Source organism: Spiroplasma litorale (assembly GCF_001267155.1).
GTDB lineage: Bacteria > Bacillota_I > Bacilli_A > Mycoplasmatales > Mycoplasmataceae > Spiroplasma_A > Spiroplasma_A litorale.
Window position 1 is genome coordinate 53,274 of the sequence record NZ_CP012357.1, and the last position, 17,132, is coordinate 70,405.

A 17,132-nucleotide genomic window follows, 5' to 3' on the forward strand; every position below is an offset into this window, starting at 1 on the left:
ATTTTTACCTTTCTTTTTAAAAATAGTCAATAATTTCTTCTAGAATTTTAATTTTAAACATCACTTCATTTAATAGTTCCTTAGTTTTAATTAGTACAGTAGATATAACAAAGTTTCCTTCGTATACTATTAATGGTATTGTTTTTACACATATTTTATTTATAAAATTATTTATTTTTTTACTATCATTAATTGAATATTGAATTTTCAACTTACACATAATACTTTTAATTTTGATACTTGATTTATCAATTAGTTCAATTGCGCCTGCCGAATATGCTTTTTGCAAATTACCAGTACCTAACTTTGTTCCGCCAAAGTGTCTTGTTACTAAAATTACAATATTAGTAATATTTTTTTTATTAATTATGCTAAGTAAACAATCGCCTGACGTACCATTAGGCTCTTTATCATTAAAATAACCATACTCTTGATTTTGAAATCCATATTTATATGCATAACAATTATGAGTAGCAGTATTGTCCTTATTGATATTTAAAAATTCCTCTAATTGGTTTTTGTTATAAACTTTTCAAATAATTGTAATAAACTTAGAGTTTTTAAAAGCTTTATAAGTTGATAAAAATTCTTCAATATCTAATTCATTGAAACTATCCACTTTCATCTACCAATCTAATTTTATAATTATGTGCTTTTAAAAACAATTAACAGTAATTATATATACGAAATTAAAAACATTTTACTAAAACTAAAATATTTTATAAATCATTGAATACTTTTTAAAACAATAATATTTTAGCATTAAATTTATTAATTATCAAAACATAAATTTTACTTATATTTATTATTTTGAGTTAATAAGAGGTATAATTAATTTAGTTTTTTTGTAAAAAGGAGTTTTGTATGGCAAGAGACAAGGTCATAGTTAGAAATCATGGAAAAATCGCAGATAAAATAATTGCAATGGAAGAAAAATTTAGTAATCTTAAAGATGAAGATTTTGTAAATAAAACTTCAGAGTTTAAAGAAAGACTAAAAAATGGGGAGTCATTAGATGATCTATTAATTGAAACATTTGCAGTTGTTAGAGAAGCTGCATACAGAGTGTTGGGTTTAAAAGCCTATAGAGTTCAACTAATTGGGGCAATTATTTTGCACCAAGGTGATATTGCTGAAATGAAAACTGGTGAAGGTAAAACTTTAACAGGTCTTTTTCCTGCTTATTTAAATGCTTTGAGTGGTGAGGGAGTTCATGTTGTTACTGTTAATGAGTACTTATCACAAAGAGATAGCGAAATAAATGGTAAAGTATATAGTTTACTTGGTTTAACTGTTGGTTTAAACGGTAGAGGTCTTACAAAAGATGAAAAAAGAAATGCATATTCTCAAGATATTACTTACACAACTAATGCAGAATTAGGTTTTGATTATTTAAGAGATAATATGGTTTACCAATTTAGTCAAAAAGTTCAAAGAAAATTAAATTATGCAATAATTGATGAGGCCGACTCAATTCTAATTGATGAAGCAAGAACACCGTTAATTATTTCAGGAGGTAGCCAAAATAGAGTAAACCTATATAAGGCTGCTGATACTTTCGCTAAATCTATATCAAGAGAAACTGACATTGAATTAGATTTAGAATTTAAACAAGTTTATTTAACAGAAAGTGGTATTGAAAAAGCACAATCTTATTTTAGTTTAGATAATTTATTTGATGTTAAAAACACTGAACTTTTTCACTTAATAATGAATGCTCTTAAAGCAAACTACACTTTTAAAAAAGAAGTTGAATACACTATTCAGGAAAACGAAATAGTTTTAATTGATCAATTTACAGGTAGGGTAATGCCAGGTAGAGCATATAGTGATGGATTACATCAAGCTATTCAAGCAAAAGAAAACGTTAATGTAGAAGAAGAAACTGTTACACTTGCAACCATCACATACCAAAACTTTTACAGACTATATAACAAACTATCTGGTATGACAGGAACAGCTAAAACCGAAGAAGAAGAGTTCTTGAAAATTTATAATACAAGAGTTATTTGTTGTCCAACAAATAAACCTGTGATTAGAAAAGATGAACCTGACTACACATTTGGAACTAAGAAAGCTAAGTTTAAAAAACTTTTAGCTGATTTAAAAGAGTTAAATGATCAAGGTAGACCAGTTCTTATTGGTACTACATCAGTTGAATCATCAGAACAAGTTGCCAGAAATCTTGAAAAAGCAGGCTTTAAATTTGAAATGATAAATGCAAAAAATCACCATAGAGAAGCAGAAATAGTTGAAAAAGCAGGGCAACCAAAAGCAATTACTTTAGCAACAAACATGGCCGGTAGAGGTACTGACATCAAACTTACTGAGGAAACAAGAACAAATGGTGGTCTTTTTGTTATGGGTGTTGAACGAAACGAAGCAAGAAGAATTGATAATCAATTGCGTGGTAGAAGTGGTAGACAAGGTGACCCAGGAACTTCAAGATTTTACATTTCAATGGAAGATGAATTAATGGTAAGATTTGCATCACCAAAAATTAGACAAATGTTTTTGAAATTGGGAGATGACCATATTAAATCAAAAATGTTTACAAGAGCAATTACTAATGCGCAAAAAAAACTAGAAGGTTTAAACTTTGATCAAAGAAAAAACGTTTTAGACTATGACAACATATTAAGTCAACAAAGAGAAGCTATGTATGCTCAAAGAGACTCAATATTATTGCAAGAAGATTTAAAAAACGTAATTGCAAGATTCCAATATACAGTTGCATTTGAAACTGTAGAAAATAACTCAGAACTTGTAAGAGGAGAAAAAGTTATTAATAACAAATCTTTAATTGAATCAATTAACGGAAAACTTGTTGCAACCAATGCAATAGTTGAAAAAGATTTTAATAGTTTAGAAAAAAATGAAGTTGCTCGTTTAATACAGCAAAAAATGATGGAATATTATTTAGAAAAAACAAAAGATGTACCTCCTAATGTTATTCTTGAGTTAGAAAGAAGAACCATAATTCAATCATTTGATAAACATTGAACAAAACATATTAATCTATCACAAAAATTAAGAAGTGGAATTTACTTACAACAGTATGCGCAAAACAACCCACTTCATGAATATGTAGAAGAGTCTGCAAGATTGTTTAATAAAATGAAAGTTTTAATTGCTCAAGATGCAATTGAAGGCTTAAACGAATCATTTGTAAGATCTATTGATGAGAATGATATTAGAATGTCAAACGTAAACCAAGAAACTAATGAAAAAAAAGTTATTGATGTTACAGATAAAGATATTAATGATATATTAAATGAATGAAAAATTATGCCAAATGATTTTTCAAGACCATCAGTTGAAAAAAGATTCAATGAATTGCTTGTCGATTTTAAAAATGATCCAAAAATGTTAGAGAGAACAAAATTTCAATTCTTTATCCTTGAAGGATTAATGAAAAAATTAGATGAAGTTTTTGAACAAAAAAATAAAAAAATGATGGAATTAACACAAGACGATTTAGATAACATATTGAAAAAATTTGACCTATACCAAAAAAAATTCACAAAAGAAGATATTAAAGCAAGTGTTGATAAACTTACAGTCGATAAAAATGATGAAGAAAAAAATAGAATTATGATTGAAGCTCAAATTCTTTTAGCAGTTGCTGAAAAAATTCAAGAACCACAAGATTACGTAGTTAAAGATAAAAAAGGTAAAGTAAAAAAAATAATAAAAGTAAACAAAGATGGTTCTGTGAATCCAGATGAAATCCATGACACAGAGCAAGTCCAAACTAAAACAAAAATTGGATAATAAAAGTAAACAAATAAATTTATAAATTATTTATAAATTTATTTGTTTTTTAATAAAAAGAGTGTAAAATAAAATTTACTATCTACTAGGCAAATAAAACCTAGATTTTTTAGTTTTTTGGTGGTGATATGATGGAAAGAGAATATAGAGATTTTGAATTAGTAACAAACTACAAACCAAGTGGAGATCAACCAAGAGCAATAAAGAGTTTGGTTGAAGGTTTAAAAAATAATAAAAAAAACCAGGTTTTATTAGGTGCGACTGCAACAGGTAAAACGTTTACAATGGCTAATGTAATTAAAGAAATAAATAAGCCAACTTTAATACTTGCACATAATAAAACTTTAGCAATGCAATTGTATATAGAACTTAAAGAGTTCTTTCCAAAAAATAGAGTAGAATATTTTGTTTCGGATTTTGATTTTTATCAACCAGAAGCCTATGTTGCTGCAAGAGATTTATATATTGATAAAGATGCGAGAAGAAATAACGACCTGGCTATGATGAGATTGAGTGTTATGAATGCGCTTGTTACAAGAAAAGATGTTATAGTTGTTGCAAGTGTTGCTGCAATTTATGCATCTCAAGACCCTGAAGAATATAGTAAAGTTTTTTTTGAACTAAAGGTAGGACAAGCGATCTCTAAAAAAGATTTATTAACTTTTCTAGTTAGAACTGGTTATGTTAGAAATGATACAGCATTAGAAATGGGTTGTTTCAGTGCAAAAGGTGATGTAATAAACATTGCTCCAAGTTGAACAGATAATTATAATATTAGAATTTCTTTATTCGGAGATGAAATAGAAGCTATCGAAATGATAGATTCACTTAATAATAATGTAATTGATAGACTAAGACTGTTCACTGTTTTTCCTGCGTCAGCATACATAACTAATTTTGACAAATTAAAAATAGTTATTGATAACATTAGAAATGAATTAAATCATAGAGTTGATGAATTGAATAAACTAGGTAAATTCATTGAAGCAGATAGATTATTAAAAAGAACAAATTATGATCTAGAAACAATGGCAGAGTTTGGGGTTTGTAATGGAATTGAAAACTATTCAGCTCACCTAGATTTTAGAATGCCAGGTGAACCACCTTTTACAATAATTGATTATTTTGGAGATGACTTTCTAACTATAATAGATGAATCACATATGATGATTCCGCAGGTAAGAGGTATGTATAACACTGACAGAAGCAGAAAGACTACTTTGGTTGAATATGGTTTTAGACTTCCAAGCGCTTTAGATAATAGACCATTAAATTTTGAAGAGTTTACTTCAAGGCTTAAAAATGTAATATATACTTCTGCAACCCCAGGAGATTATGAATTAGAGTTAACAAATAATGAAGTAGTAGAACAGATTATTAGACCTACTGGCCTTGTAGATCCAATAATTGAAACCAGACCAACAACCAATCAATTTGAGGATATGATAAAAGAAATAAAAATAAGAATGGAGAAAAAACAAAAAGTATTCATTACAACTTTAACAATTAAAAGTTCTGAAGATATTTCATTTCATCTTCAATCAAGAAATATTAAAGTTGCATATCTTCACTCTGAATTAAAAACACTTGAACGTAACCAAGTCCTAAATGATTTAAGAAGAGGAATTTACGATGTGATTGTCGGAGTTAACTTGTTAAGAGAAGGTTTAGATATACCTGAGGTAAGCTTAGTTTGTATTTTGGATGCAGACAAGCAAGGATTTTTAAGAAACACAAGAAGTTTAATCCAAACTATCGGTAGAGCAGCAAGGAACTCTGATGGTGTTGTTATATTTTATGCAGATACATTTTCGGCATCTATGAAAGAAGCAATTGAAGAGACAGATAGAAGAAGATCAATCCAGCAAGAATATAATGTAAAAAATAATATAGTACCAAAAACTATAATTAAAAAAATAATTGACATAGACGGCGAGTTTAACTTAAGAGATAAATTAAGTAAGTTAACTGACTCTAAAACAAAACAAAAAAAATTAGAAAAAGAAAAACTTGTAAAAGATTTAAGAAAAAAAATGTTACAAGCAGCAAAAGAAGAGAATTACGAAAAGGCTGCTGAGCTTAGAGATCTAATTATTGAAATCGAAGCTAGTTAGGAGATTTATGCAGAATAAAATAATAGTAAAGGGCGCAAGAGAACATAATTTAAAAAATGTTGATTTAGAAATTCCAAAAGAAAAAATTGTAGTATTTACAGGTTTATCAGGTAGTGGAAAATCATCTTTGGCGTTTAATACAATTTATGCAGAGGGAGAAAGAAGATATATTGAATCTCTTTCTTCTTTTTCAAGACAATTTTTAAAAACTGTTGAAAAACCAGACGTTGATGACATTGAAGGGTTAAGCCCTGCAATATCAATTGATCAAAAAACAACTAGTCATAATCCCAGATCAACAGTTGGGACAACAACTGAAATTCATGATCATTTAAGAATACTTTACGCAAATATAGGAACACCATATTGTATTAATGGACACGGTCCAATTAAATCTTCTTCTCTAAAAGAGATTGTTGAATCAGTTAGACTAGAATCAGATGAAAATGATCAACTTTATATTTTAGCTCCAATTGTTAGAGATAAAAAAGGAACCCATAAAGATTTATTTTTAAAATTAAAAAGAGAAGGATTTTTAAGAGTACAAGTTAATGATGAAATAAAATCATTAGATGAAGAAATAGATTTAGAACAAAACAAAAGACATAATATTGATATTGTTGTAGATAGAGTTTTTTATAAAAAAGAAGATGAGGATCTTCAATCAAGAATTTATTCAGCTATTGAAGTTGGATTGAATTACTCAAAAGGTTTAATTAAAACCTTTTATCCTAATAAAAATAAAGAATCAAAATTGTTTTCTACAAATTACTCTTGTAGAGAATGCGGATTTGCAATACCAAATATAGAACCAAATTTATTTTCATTTAACAAAAAAATTGGGGCATGTAATACTTGTTATGGTTTAGGTGTTAACCTTGAGGCAGATCCAGAATTGATAATGCCAGACATGTCGTTATCAATATCACAAGGTGGTATTTTATATTATAAAAATTTAGTTGGTACCCAAAATATTGAGTGACAAAAATTTAAATTATTATGTTATGAGTATCTTGTTGATTTGGAAACCCCATTAAATTCTCTTTCAAAAAGTCAAATAAGAAACTTATTATATGGTAGTGATGAACCTATCGAGACTAAGATAGTAACTTCATCAGGAAATATTTTGAAGTCATATGACTATATTGAAGGAGTTGCAAATTTAATTGAAAGAAGATATATTGAAACAAAATCTGAAGATAACAGAAAATATTATGGTAAGTATATGATTTCTAAAGTTTGTAAAACTTGTAGTGGTCAAAGATTAAATGAGATAGCATTAAGTGTTAAAATTGAAAATTTATCTATTTCCGAATTCACAGAAATGACAATTGAAGATAATTTAAACTTCTTATTAAATATAAAGTTAACTGAGAGTCAACAAAAAATTGCAAATCTTGTACTAAATCAACTTATTTCAAGAATTAGTTTTTTAAATGAAGTTGGACTTGATTATTTAACACTATCAAGATCTGCTACAACATTATCTGGAGGTGAGTCTCAAAGAATTAGACTTGCTAAACAATTAGGTTCAAAACTTTCTGGTGTTTTATATGTACTTGACGAACCTTCAATAGGATTACATCAAAGAGACAATGACAAGCTAATACAAACTTTAAAAAAATTGCGTGATTTAGGAAACACATTAATAGTAGTTGAACACGATGAAGATACAATGAAAGAAGCAGACTGAATTGTTGATATCGGCCCAAAAGCTGGAATTGATGGCGGTAGAATTGTTGCAGAAGGAACTTATGATGATATTTGTAAAAATGAAGAATCAATAACAGGAAAGTATCTATCTAAAAAATGATCTATACCTGTTCCAAAAAAACGTAGAGGTGGTAACGGATTAAAAATAGAAATTATTGGAGCTACTGAAAATAATTTAAAAAATATAGATGTTACACTACCTTTGGGTAAATTTATTACAGTAACAGGAGTTAGTGGGAGTGGTAAATCAACTCTAGTTGAAGAGGTGGTTTACAAAGGTTTAAAAAAAGAACTTCACAAAGAACTTATTAAAGCTGGTAGTTATAAAAAAATAAAAGGGTTTGAAAGCATTGATAAAATTATTTATGTTTCTCAAGACCCAATTGGTAAAACACCAAGGTCAAACCCCGCAACATATACTTCGGTATTTGATGATATTAGAGATTTATATGCAGAAGTTCCCGAAGCGAAAATTAGGGGATATAAAAAAGGAAGATTTAGTTTTAATGTTCCTGGTGGACGATGTGATACTTGTCAAGGTGATGGAATAATAAGAGTTGACATGCAATTTTTAGGTTTTGTTGAAGTAACTTGTGAAACTTGTGAGGGAAAAAAATATAACGAAGAAACGTTGCAAGTCAAATATAAAGGGAAAAATATCTGAGATGTTTTAAACATGACCGTTAAAGAAGCAAATGACTTTTTTGAAAACATACCTAAAATTAAAGAAAAACTTGAAACAATTTTAGCTGTTGGTCTTGGTTATATTAAATTAGGACAAAATGCAACAACATTATCTGGTGGAGAAGCACAAAGAGTAAAATTATCTACCTTCTTGTTAAAAAAACAAACAGGTAAAACTTTGTTCTTGCTTGATGAACCAACAACAGGATTACATATAGATGATGTCAAAAGATTAATAGATGTTTTAAATATTCTTGTTGATCAAGGAAATACAGTTCTAACAATTGAACATAATTTAGATTTTATAAAAGTATCTGATTATGTTATTGATCTAGGTCCAGAAGGTGGAAGCAATGGTGGAAAAGTTTTAGTTACAGGAACACCAGAACAGATTATTAAAAGCGAAGATAGTTTTACTGCAAAATATCTAAAGGACTACTTAAATGATTAAAGTCGATGAAACTTTTATTGAAACAACATTATTATTTAAAAAACAATATAATCTAAAAAAACTATTATCTAATTTAGGTAATCCACAAAATAATATTAAAGTTATTAATGTTGTTGGGACAAATGGTAAAGGTTCAACTTCAAAATATATATATGATGGTTTGCGTTCAAAATTTAAGAATATTGGGTTGTTTATATCTCCAGCCTTTTTATATCAGAATGAAAGAATTCAACTAAATGGAAATTATATAAATGATGAAGATTTAAAAAAATTATATAATGACAATAAAAAAATAATTAAAGAATATGAACTTACATTTTTTGAAATTTGAATGTTTTTAGCAGTTTTATATTTTAATAAATTTGATATTGATTATGCAGTCATAGAAGCAGGAATTGGTGGTAGGTTAGATTGTACAAACTTATTTGAAAATCAAGTTTGTGTTTGTTTAACATCAATAGGTTACGATCATACTGAATTACTTGGTAATAACATTGAAAGCATAATAGAACATAAGGTTGGAATCATTAAGCCTGGAAGAACTTTATTTGTAAGCTCCGATAATAAAAAATATAAAAAAATAATTAAAGAAAAAGTAAATGAAAAAGTTGTTTTCGCTAAAAAAGTTAAAAACAAAATTAATTATCAAAGATCAAATATTGGATTAGCAAAAAAAGTTCTTAAGTGACTAGATGTAAAATACAATAATTATATTGCTCCGATCGGAAGGTATACATATCTAAATGAAACTCCAAAATTTATAATTGATGGGTGTCATAATATTGATGGAGTAAAAACAGTTATAAAACAAATCAAAAAGTTAAATAATCCAATTGTTATTTATGCATCTAGTAAAGAAAAAGATTATTTTCAAATATTAAAAGTTCTTAAAAAAAATATAAAAAATTTATATATAACTGATTTTGAACACCCTAAATCTTGGATAATACCTAAAGACTTAAAAAGTGACTACAACTACATTGGTGATTGAAAAATATTTTTAGAAAAAAACATATACAATAATATTGTAGTTTGTGGAAGCTTATATTTTATTCCACAGGTTTATGAATGATATAGGAGTAAATAAAAATGAATTGATATCTAGCGACAAATATTATAGCTGCTCTATGTCTTGCGGCATTACTTCTTATTGCTTTAGCGATGGAGAAGTTTACATTTAAAAAAATATCAATAAAACATATAGCGGTTTTATCAACATTATGTGCTGTTAGTGCAGTCTTAACAGGCTTATCATACAAACTATCAGAATTAATTTTTGGAGGGTTTAATATTAGATTAGCATTAGGAGATTGAATAATCTTCTTAGTTGGTATGTTGTTTGGACCTTTGTGTGGAGTGATTTCAGGTATATGTACTGACACTTTAATGACAATATTAGTTCCAAACAGTTTTGGATATCATGCAGGCTACATGTTTTGTAAAGCACTACTTGGTTTTGGTGGTGCACTTGTATTTATTTTTAATAATAGAAAATATATACTAGCAAAAGTAATTGTAATTTACTCAGTGTTTTATATAATTCAAAGTTTATTTTTCAATCAAATTTGAATGATGTCATGAAAAGGAAATGCTGCATGATTAGACTTAGCTGTTAAAATAATTAAACTACCAATATCATTAAGCATATATATACTTTTTGTTTATTCTTCTTATAAAGCACTACAACCATTATTAAGTAAATGATCTGTTAATGAGGTTTGGTGTTATAGAGATATTGCAAAAGAAGAGAGCAAGCAATCTGTTGATAAGAAGGTGAATGCAAATGAGAGCACTAAAAGTTAAAGATATAATTAATAATTTTAATTTAGAAGTATTATCTGAAAACAAAAAACAAAAAGATATTATTATTGAAGCATATGGTGTTAATAGAGCAGGTTTAGAACTTGCAGGTTATTTTGAAGAAGGCCAAAAAGCTCACAGAGTTATTATGATGTCAACAAAAGAATATCAATACATAATGAATTTTGAAGAAGATGAAAGAGCAAAGAGATATAATAATTTATTTAAACAAAACGTGCCTTTAATTATAATTACAAAAAAATTTGAAGATACTTTATTAATAAAAACTGCAAAAGAAAAAAAAGTATTAGTAACAAGAGCTACTAATGATTCAACTAGTAATTTTACACAAAGTCTTCTTGAATTCATGGATGACTACTTTGCACCAACGATTGAACTACATGGTTCACTTGTTAACGTTTTTGGTAAAGGTGTTCTTTTAATTGGAAAATCAGGAATTGGAAAATCTGAAATTACACTTGATTTAATAAAAGCTAATCATTTGTTTGTTGGTGATGACAGAATTGTAATTGTTAGAAAATTTACAGATTTATATGGCCGAAGTCATGAAATCTTAAAAAATTTAGTTGAAGTAAGAGGGATTGGGATTGTTGATGTATCAAAAACGAATGGATATCAAGTTATTATGAATGATAGCAAGATAGATATAGTAATAGAATTATTGCAATTTAAAAATAATGGTACCGATGAATACGATAGAATCGGTAGTGATTTTCAAAAATTTAATATCTTAGATGTAGATATACCATACATTAAAATTCCTGTTGCAACTGGTAGAAATATACCAAACATAATTGAAGTAGCTGTTGCAAAACTAAAATTAAAACAAAATAGCCAATATCAAAGCGAGGTTGAACTAATTTCAGAAAGAGCATTAAAATATAATGATCAATAATTTTTTAAGTAGTAAATGATCTAATGGACAACCAATCCCTGAAGGAGTTTTTCCAAGATCGGATGGTAGATTTTCAGATAACCTTTCTTTTCTATACTCAATATTTATTTTGGCAGGAGTTATTCTTGTTGTTATTGCATCAATAGTTTGTCTTAGAATAAAAAAAATACCTCTTAAAGAATTTATAAATGGAATCTATATTTCAATTCCAATAGCAGTTATTGGTGCAAGTTTTTTTGGGAAATTGGGAACCACTGGTGAGGATTGAAAAATATATAGACTATTCTTTTTTTGAGAACCAGGTTTAAGTTTTTTTGGTGGTATGTTTTTTGGAGGGACAGCAGCCTTTGTGTGATTTTGATATAAAAAAAGAGTCACTAAAATATCAATATGAGTTTATGCAGATTGTATTGTGCCAAATGTTTTATTAGGCCAGTCAATTGGTAGATGAGGTAATTTATTTAATCATGAGATAATGGGTAAGACAGTGTCTGATGATAATATGAATAAAATTACATGGCTTCCAACTTTTATATGACATAGACTTTTTTATTTTCGTAACCCATTAACTGGTCAAGAGTACGAAACACTTCAGTTTAGAGAACCATTGTTTTTATATGAATCAATTGCAACTTTCGCATTTTGATTAATTCTAGTTTTGCTTATTCCACAACTTTGAAAGATTTTCAATAAAAAACCTTATAAAATTGATCCTTACGCATTTCCATGTAAGTTTAATAAAAAAGTTAGGTGAATAGATGAAAAAGATTTGATATCGTATAATACTCAAATTCCCGTTGTTTATTTAAAAAATTCAAAAGGTCAACTAAGTTTGAAAATGAATTGAGTTTGAAAAAAAGCATATATCTTGTATGAGACTAATATACAAGAAACAAAAAACTTGCAAAACAAAATTACAAAAAGAAAAGAAGAACAACTAAAAGCGGAAAAGAATTATAAAAAAATTAATTTAGAAATTAAAAATAAAATTAAAAAAATAAAGAGAGATAATAACAATAAAGAACTTATAAAAAATATTAAATCGCAAAAAAAATCTGAAGAGTATATTAATTTAAAATTCCAAAAATCAAGAATAAGAGAATTTTTAGGAAGAGATTCAAAAGATCTATACAATTTAAACAATCCAAATAAATATTTTGTTTGGCACTCAGGTGTTTTTGCATCTTTTTATATAATGTATATTTCATTGATTAGGATTTTACTTGACTCATTTAGAGATCCATACGAGCTAGCGGTTAAAATGCACCCAGCACTTAATTATTTATCATTATTTAGTATATTTTTATTAGGGCTTGTTTTATTTATATTTGCTCAATTTATATCGCCAAAAAAATGAAGGGAAAGTGGCTGATTGTATGAAAAATCTTATTAAAACTGATTATGATTTAATAATTGTTGGAGAGGGTCCTGCTGGATTATCTGCTGCAATTTATTCGTGTAGAGCTGGATTAAGAACAATTTTATTAGAAAATTCAACACCTGGGGGTAAAGTTATGAAAACTGACTCAGTCGAAAACTACCCAGGTTTTAAAACAATAAAAGGACCAGACTTAGGTTTTCATTTTTATGAACAAGCATTAAACTTGGGTGCGGTTGAAGCTGGTAGTGGGATTAAAAATTATAAAAAAGAAAACGATGTGTTTATAGTTGAATTAATTAACGGAAAAATAATCACTGGTCTTGCTATGATAATAGCTACAGGAACTAAGGAAAATTTATTAAAAGTACCTGGTGAGTTAGAGTATTATGGTAAAGGAGTTTCATATTGTGCAACGTGTGATGGGGCATTCTATAAGGAAAAGGATGAATTAGCTGTTGTTGGTGGCGGTTATTCTGCAATTGAAGAAGCAATTTTTTTAACAAGATTTGTTGGAAAAGTATATATAATTCATCGAAGACAAGGTTTTAGAGTAGATAAAAAATCGATAGAAAAAGCAAAAAACAATAATAAAATTGAATTTATATTAGATAGTGTTGTGACTGAAATAAAAGGTTCAAAAGAAGTTGAATCAATTACTATAAAAAATTTAGTAGATGAAGACATTAGAGAATTAAAAGTATCAGCAATATTTCCCTTTATTGGACACGTTCCAAATACAAACTTTATAAATGATAAAAGTATTTTAAACGAAGAAGGGTTCATTTTAACTAATGATAAAATGGAAACTGATATTAAAGGATTATTTGCAGCTGGAGACGTTAGAGATACTCCGTTTAGACAAATAGCAACAGCTGTTTCTGATGGTGCAATCGCAGCTCAATTTGCAATAAAATTTATAGAAAACCTTAACTAAAAATCATAGTTATGATAAAATTACATAGTTAAAGGTTGTGATTTAATGTTATTAAGCTGAATTCAAGGAAATAATTGAACGCAAGCCGACATAGGAACAAGAGCTCAAAGTGATTACGGGGGCGTACATATGTATGCCTTGACAATGTCGCTTGGAGTTCTTTTATCAATTTTAGGTTGTGCTCTTCAATTTTATAGAAAAAAATTAAGTTTTAAAGAACTTTGAATAGCGGCTATTATTGTTGTCCCTTTAGGTTTATTTGGTGCTAGTTTTTTTGGGAAATTAAACGCAGAAAATGGTAGAAATGCAGGCGGAGTTGGATTTTTTGGTTTATTTGCTTTTTGAAAAGCGGGTATGTCAATACATGGAGCAATTTTTGTTACAGTAATTGCTGGTGTTATTATATTCAATATTGTGTCATTAAAAACAAAAGTTACAGTTTGAGAATATGCTGATGCAATAGCTCCAAATGTATTACTTGGACAAGTAGTTGGTAGATGAGGAAACTTTTTCAACCATGAACTTTTTGGAAAACCCGCAGGACTATATGAGGACAAATCAGTATTATCTTGACTCCCAACTTTTATAAGAGACAATATGGCTTTTAAATACACTAATTCATCCCCTAATAGTAATGGATTAATAGATGGTCAAACTTATGTAATGCATCCAATTTTTTTGTATGAATCTTTTTTCTTATTGGTAAGTTGACTTATAATTACTATGTTAATTCCATTCATTGGTAGATGAATAGGTAAAAAACCATGAAAAGTGAATCCAGAAAAATACCAATTTGATTTAAAATACTCTTTTAGATATTTTTTTACTAGAAAATACGAAGAAGGTAAAAAAACATATTGAGAAGTTTGAAATGAAGCAACATCTCAAAATTATGAAGAAAAAGAAAGAGATAAATATTTAGAAAAAGTTGATAAAATAAATGATAAAAACCCAATAATTAGGCGATTTAAAAAAGGGAAACTATTGCTACAAACCAATAACCCTAATAAATATATGCTTACTAGAAGTGGTGTCGCATTTGGGGGTTACTTTTTAGCTTGGAATTTAATTAGGTTTGTTCTTGAATTAGACAGACCTGATGATCACTTGTTTTTGATGTACAATAGAACGTTATCTTTAGTTGTAATAGGATTGACAGCATTTTCTGGATTGGTTATAATTCTTTTAGCTCAATTTTTATTCCCATATTTTATTAGAAGACCGGGATATACATATGAGCAAGAGTTTTTCCCAGTAAATACAATTCAAGAAAATACAAACATTGTAAAGGATAAAACCGATAAAAAAGAAATCAATGAAATTAATGAAAATAACTCATCTAAAAAAGAGTTCAAGAAAAGGGAATAATGTCATTTGCACTTGATGTAAAAAACGAAATCCTAAATCATGACTTTTCACTAAAACAAATGAAAATGTTATTAACAGGTTTTTTAAAATTTAATGGTGAAATCATATACAATGATAATGAAGTCTTATATCAGATTTCTTGTAATAACAATGCTTTAGTTAGAGGTATTTATAAAATATTGAAACAATTTTATAAAGAAGACTTTCAAACTACAATAATTGATTTACCTATAAAAGTAAAAAATAAAAAACTATTTAGAATTTTATTAACTAAAAATGTTAAAGATTTTTTAGAAGATTTAAAAATCTATGATTTTAAAAACAACAAAAAAATAATTGAAATAGAAGATGTATCAGGAAAAAACAGTTTTGAAAAACATCAGGATCTCATAAGAGCCTATGTTTCTGGAGTTTTTATTGCAGTGGGGAGTGTTAATTCCCCAGAAACTCCAAACTATCATCTAGAGTTGCAATTTAAATTTGAAAATGAAGCAATTTATTTTTTGAATTTAATGCATTCATTTGATTTTGATTTTAAAATTGTAACAAGAAGAAACAACTTTGTTGTATATTTAAAAAAATCTATGCTAGTTTCAGATTTCTTAAAATTTATTGATGCTGCAGAATCAGTAATGGCGTTTGAAAACACAAGAATAGGCAGAGATTTAAAAAATAATGTTATTAGGTATATTAATACACAAATTCATAACCAGAAAAATATTACAAAAACTGGAAATAGACAAATTGAAGAAATAAATTTAATTATAAATAAGGGAATGTTAAGTAAATTATCTTTGAAAGCCCAAGTACTCGCAAAAGCACGTCTTAAAAATCCTGAAACCTCATTTTCTGAATTAGTACAAGTTTTAGAAGGTGAAGGAATAAAAATAACAAAATCAGGAGTAAGCAATCTATTTAAAATTATTAGTAAATTAGCAAAACAAATTAAGGAAGGTTAGTATGGAAAAAAACAATATTTTACAAATTTTTAGCAAAAACATGAAACGTTTGAGACAAAACGCAAGAATAACTCAAGAGGAATTAAGTTTTAGATCTGGGTTACATAAAAATTATATTTCAGATGCCGAAAGAGGTAAAAGAAATATCTCATTAAAAGCAATTGAAAAATTAGCAAGAGGTTTAGAAATAAATCTTACTGAATTTTTTATGGAAAATAATTAATAAATTACTACTTTTGTCATAGGGTCATATATCTCATTATTTCTAATGTTTTTATATCCTGTGTTCAAAAGTTTAACTTTAAAACCTTTTCTTTTAAGGTTTTTATATATATATAAATTACTTCTATAGTCATTACTTATAAGAAGTATTTTTTTATTTTTATCTATTAATTTAAAATAGGTAAAATTAAAGTTTCATGCAGGTACATTTGTAGTATTTTCTAAATGGTGTTCTTCATAATCAACTTTATTTCTTAAATCAATTACTTGTCACTTTTTATTCTTTAATATATTCTTTAATTTTTTTTGATTAATAACTTTATATTTTTTTTTAAAAGACTCTCTTCTAAAAATTTTTTGAATAAGCTTAAAAATTAAATCCAATCACTGCATAAAATCACCTACTAAAATTATACTTTATATATTTAAAAGAATATAGTTAAAGAAAATTTAATTACTCTTAATTAATTAATCATTTTATAGTAATATATACTTATATTGAACGGAGGTAAAGTATGAATTTATTGGCAACGGCTTCTCAAAAAGAACTGTCAAATCAAATTATACTTGTATTTGAAATTATTGCTTTAATAGTATCAATACTTATGATTGTTGTTGGATTAATTCAGAACAAAAGTTCACAAACTGGTTTAAGTGCCTTAAATGGTGGAAATGACGAACTATTTTCTAACTCAAAAGAAAGAGGTACTGACAAAACTATGTCAATTTGGATGTTTAGTCTTGGTATAATTTTATTTGTAGTAACAATAGTAATAGGTATAATAACAAACACTATTCTTAAATAGTGTTTTTTCA

At 27.3% G+C, this 17,132-nt stretch carries 14 protein-coding genes; 12 read left to right on the forward strand and 2 right to left on the reverse strand.

What is annotated here, in order from left to right; genetic code table 4:
- Positions 1 to 16: 16 nt before the first annotated feature.
- Positions 17 to 625, reverse strand: coding sequence for a YigZ family protein (locus SLITO_RS00280; protein ID WP_083433310.1), 609 nt, complete (start codon positions 623 to 625; stop codon positions 17 to 19).
- 239 nt (positions 626 to 864) lie between these two features.
- Between SLITO_RS00280 and secA the strand changes: the two genes are divergently transcribed.
- The 11 genes from secA to SLITO_RS00335 all read left to right on the forward strand — a co-directional run bounded on the left by secA (position 865) and on the right by SLITO_RS00335 (position 16,317).
- Positions 865 to 3,774, forward strand: coding sequence for a preprotein translocase subunit SecA (gene secA / locus SLITO_RS00285; protein ID WP_075057823.1), 2,910 nt, complete (start codon positions 865 to 867; stop codon positions 3,772 to 3,774).
- Between the two features lie 131 nt (positions 3,775 to 3,905).
- Entirely contained in the window at positions 3,906 to 5,888 is a 1,983-nt protein-coding gene (gene uvrB, locus SLITO_RS00290; protein ID WP_075057824.1) for an excinuclease ABC subunit UvrB, read from the forward strand.
- A 7-nt stretch (positions 5,889 to 5,895) separates the two neighbouring features.
- Positions 5,896 to 8,736 carry an excinuclease ABC subunit UvrA gene (gene uvrA, locus SLITO_RS00295; protein ID WP_075057825.1) on the forward strand — a complete coding sequence of 947 codons (2,841 nt, stop codon included), beginning with the start codon at positions 5,896 to 5,898 and terminating at the stop codon, positions 8,734 to 8,736.
- Positions 8,729 to 9,823: a Mur ligase family protein gene (locus SLITO_RS00300; RefSeq protein ID WP_075057826.1), complete on the forward strand. Its 1,095-nt coding sequence runs from the start codon at positions 8,729 to 8,731 to the stop codon at positions 9,821 to 9,823. The genes uvrA and SLITO_RS00300 overlap by 8 nt, the downstream gene beginning before the upstream one ends.
- A 2-nt stretch (positions 9,824 to 9,825) precedes the next feature.
- On the forward strand, positions 9,826 to 10,539 hold the full coding sequence (locus SLITO_RS00305; protein ID WP_075057827.1) for a folate family ECF transporter S component: 714 nt from the start codon (positions 9,826 to 9,828) through the stop codon (positions 10,537 to 10,539).
- The gene (gene hprK, locus SLITO_RS00310; protein WP_075057828.1) at positions 10,520 to 11,452 is read left to right on the forward strand and encodes an HPr(Ser) kinase/phosphatase; all 933 of its coding nucleotides are present in this window, start codon (positions 10,520 to 10,522) and stop codon (positions 11,450 to 11,452) included. The genes SLITO_RS00305 and hprK overlap by 20 nt, the downstream gene beginning before the upstream one ends.
- Positions 11,442 to 12,845: a prolipoprotein diacylglyceryl transferase family protein gene (locus SLITO_RS00315; RefSeq protein WP_075057829.1), complete on the forward strand. Its 1,404-nt coding sequence runs from the start codon at positions 11,442 to 11,444 to the stop codon at positions 12,843 to 12,845. The genes hprK and SLITO_RS00315 overlap by 11 nt, the downstream gene beginning before the upstream one ends.
- The gene (trxB, locus tag SLITO_RS00320) at positions 12,829 to 13,767 is read left to right on the forward strand and encodes a thioredoxin-disulfide reductase (protein WP_075057830.1); all 939 of its coding nucleotides are present in this window, start codon (positions 12,829 to 12,831) and stop codon (positions 13,765 to 13,767) included. Before SLITO_RS00315 ends, trxB begins: the two co-directional genes overlap by 17 nt.
- Before the next feature lie 45 nt (positions 13,768 to 13,812).
- Complete coding sequence (locus SLITO_RS00325; RefSeq protein ID WP_075057831.1) at positions 13,813 to 15,135, forward strand: prolipoprotein diacylglyceryl transferase; 1,323 nt, start codon at positions 13,813 to 13,815, stop codon at positions 15,133 to 15,135.
- The gene (gene whiA, locus SLITO_RS00330) at positions 15,135 to 16,094 is read left to right on the forward strand and encodes a DNA-binding protein WhiA (protein ID WP_075057832.1); all 960 of its coding nucleotides are present in this window, start codon (positions 15,135 to 15,137) and stop codon (positions 16,092 to 16,094) included. The genes SLITO_RS00325 and whiA overlap by 1 nt, the downstream gene beginning before the upstream one ends.
- A gap of 1 nt (position 16,095) precedes the next feature.
- Entirely contained in the window at positions 16,096 to 16,317 is a 222-nt protein-coding gene (locus tag SLITO_RS00335; protein WP_075057833.1) for a helix-turn-helix domain-containing protein, read from the forward strand.
- Here SLITO_RS00335 and SLITO_RS00340 read toward each other — a convergent pair.
- On the reverse strand, positions 16,314 to 16,709 hold the full coding sequence (locus tag SLITO_RS00340; protein WP_075057834.1) for a rhodanese-like domain-containing protein: 396 nt from the start codon (positions 16,707 to 16,709) through the stop codon (positions 16,314 to 16,316). The two genes, SLITO_RS00335 and SLITO_RS00340, sit on opposite strands and share 4 nt — an antisense overlap.
- Positions 16,710 to 16,831: 122 nt before the next feature.
- Here SLITO_RS00340 and secG point away from each other — a divergent pair, with 122 nt between their 5' ends.
- Positions 16,832 to 17,122: a preprotein translocase subunit SecG gene (secG, locus tag SLITO_RS00345; protein WP_075057835.1), complete on the forward strand. Its 291-nt coding sequence runs from the start codon at positions 16,832 to 16,834 to the stop codon at positions 17,120 to 17,122.
- The last annotated feature ends 10 nt before the right edge of the window (positions 17,123 to 17,132 follow it).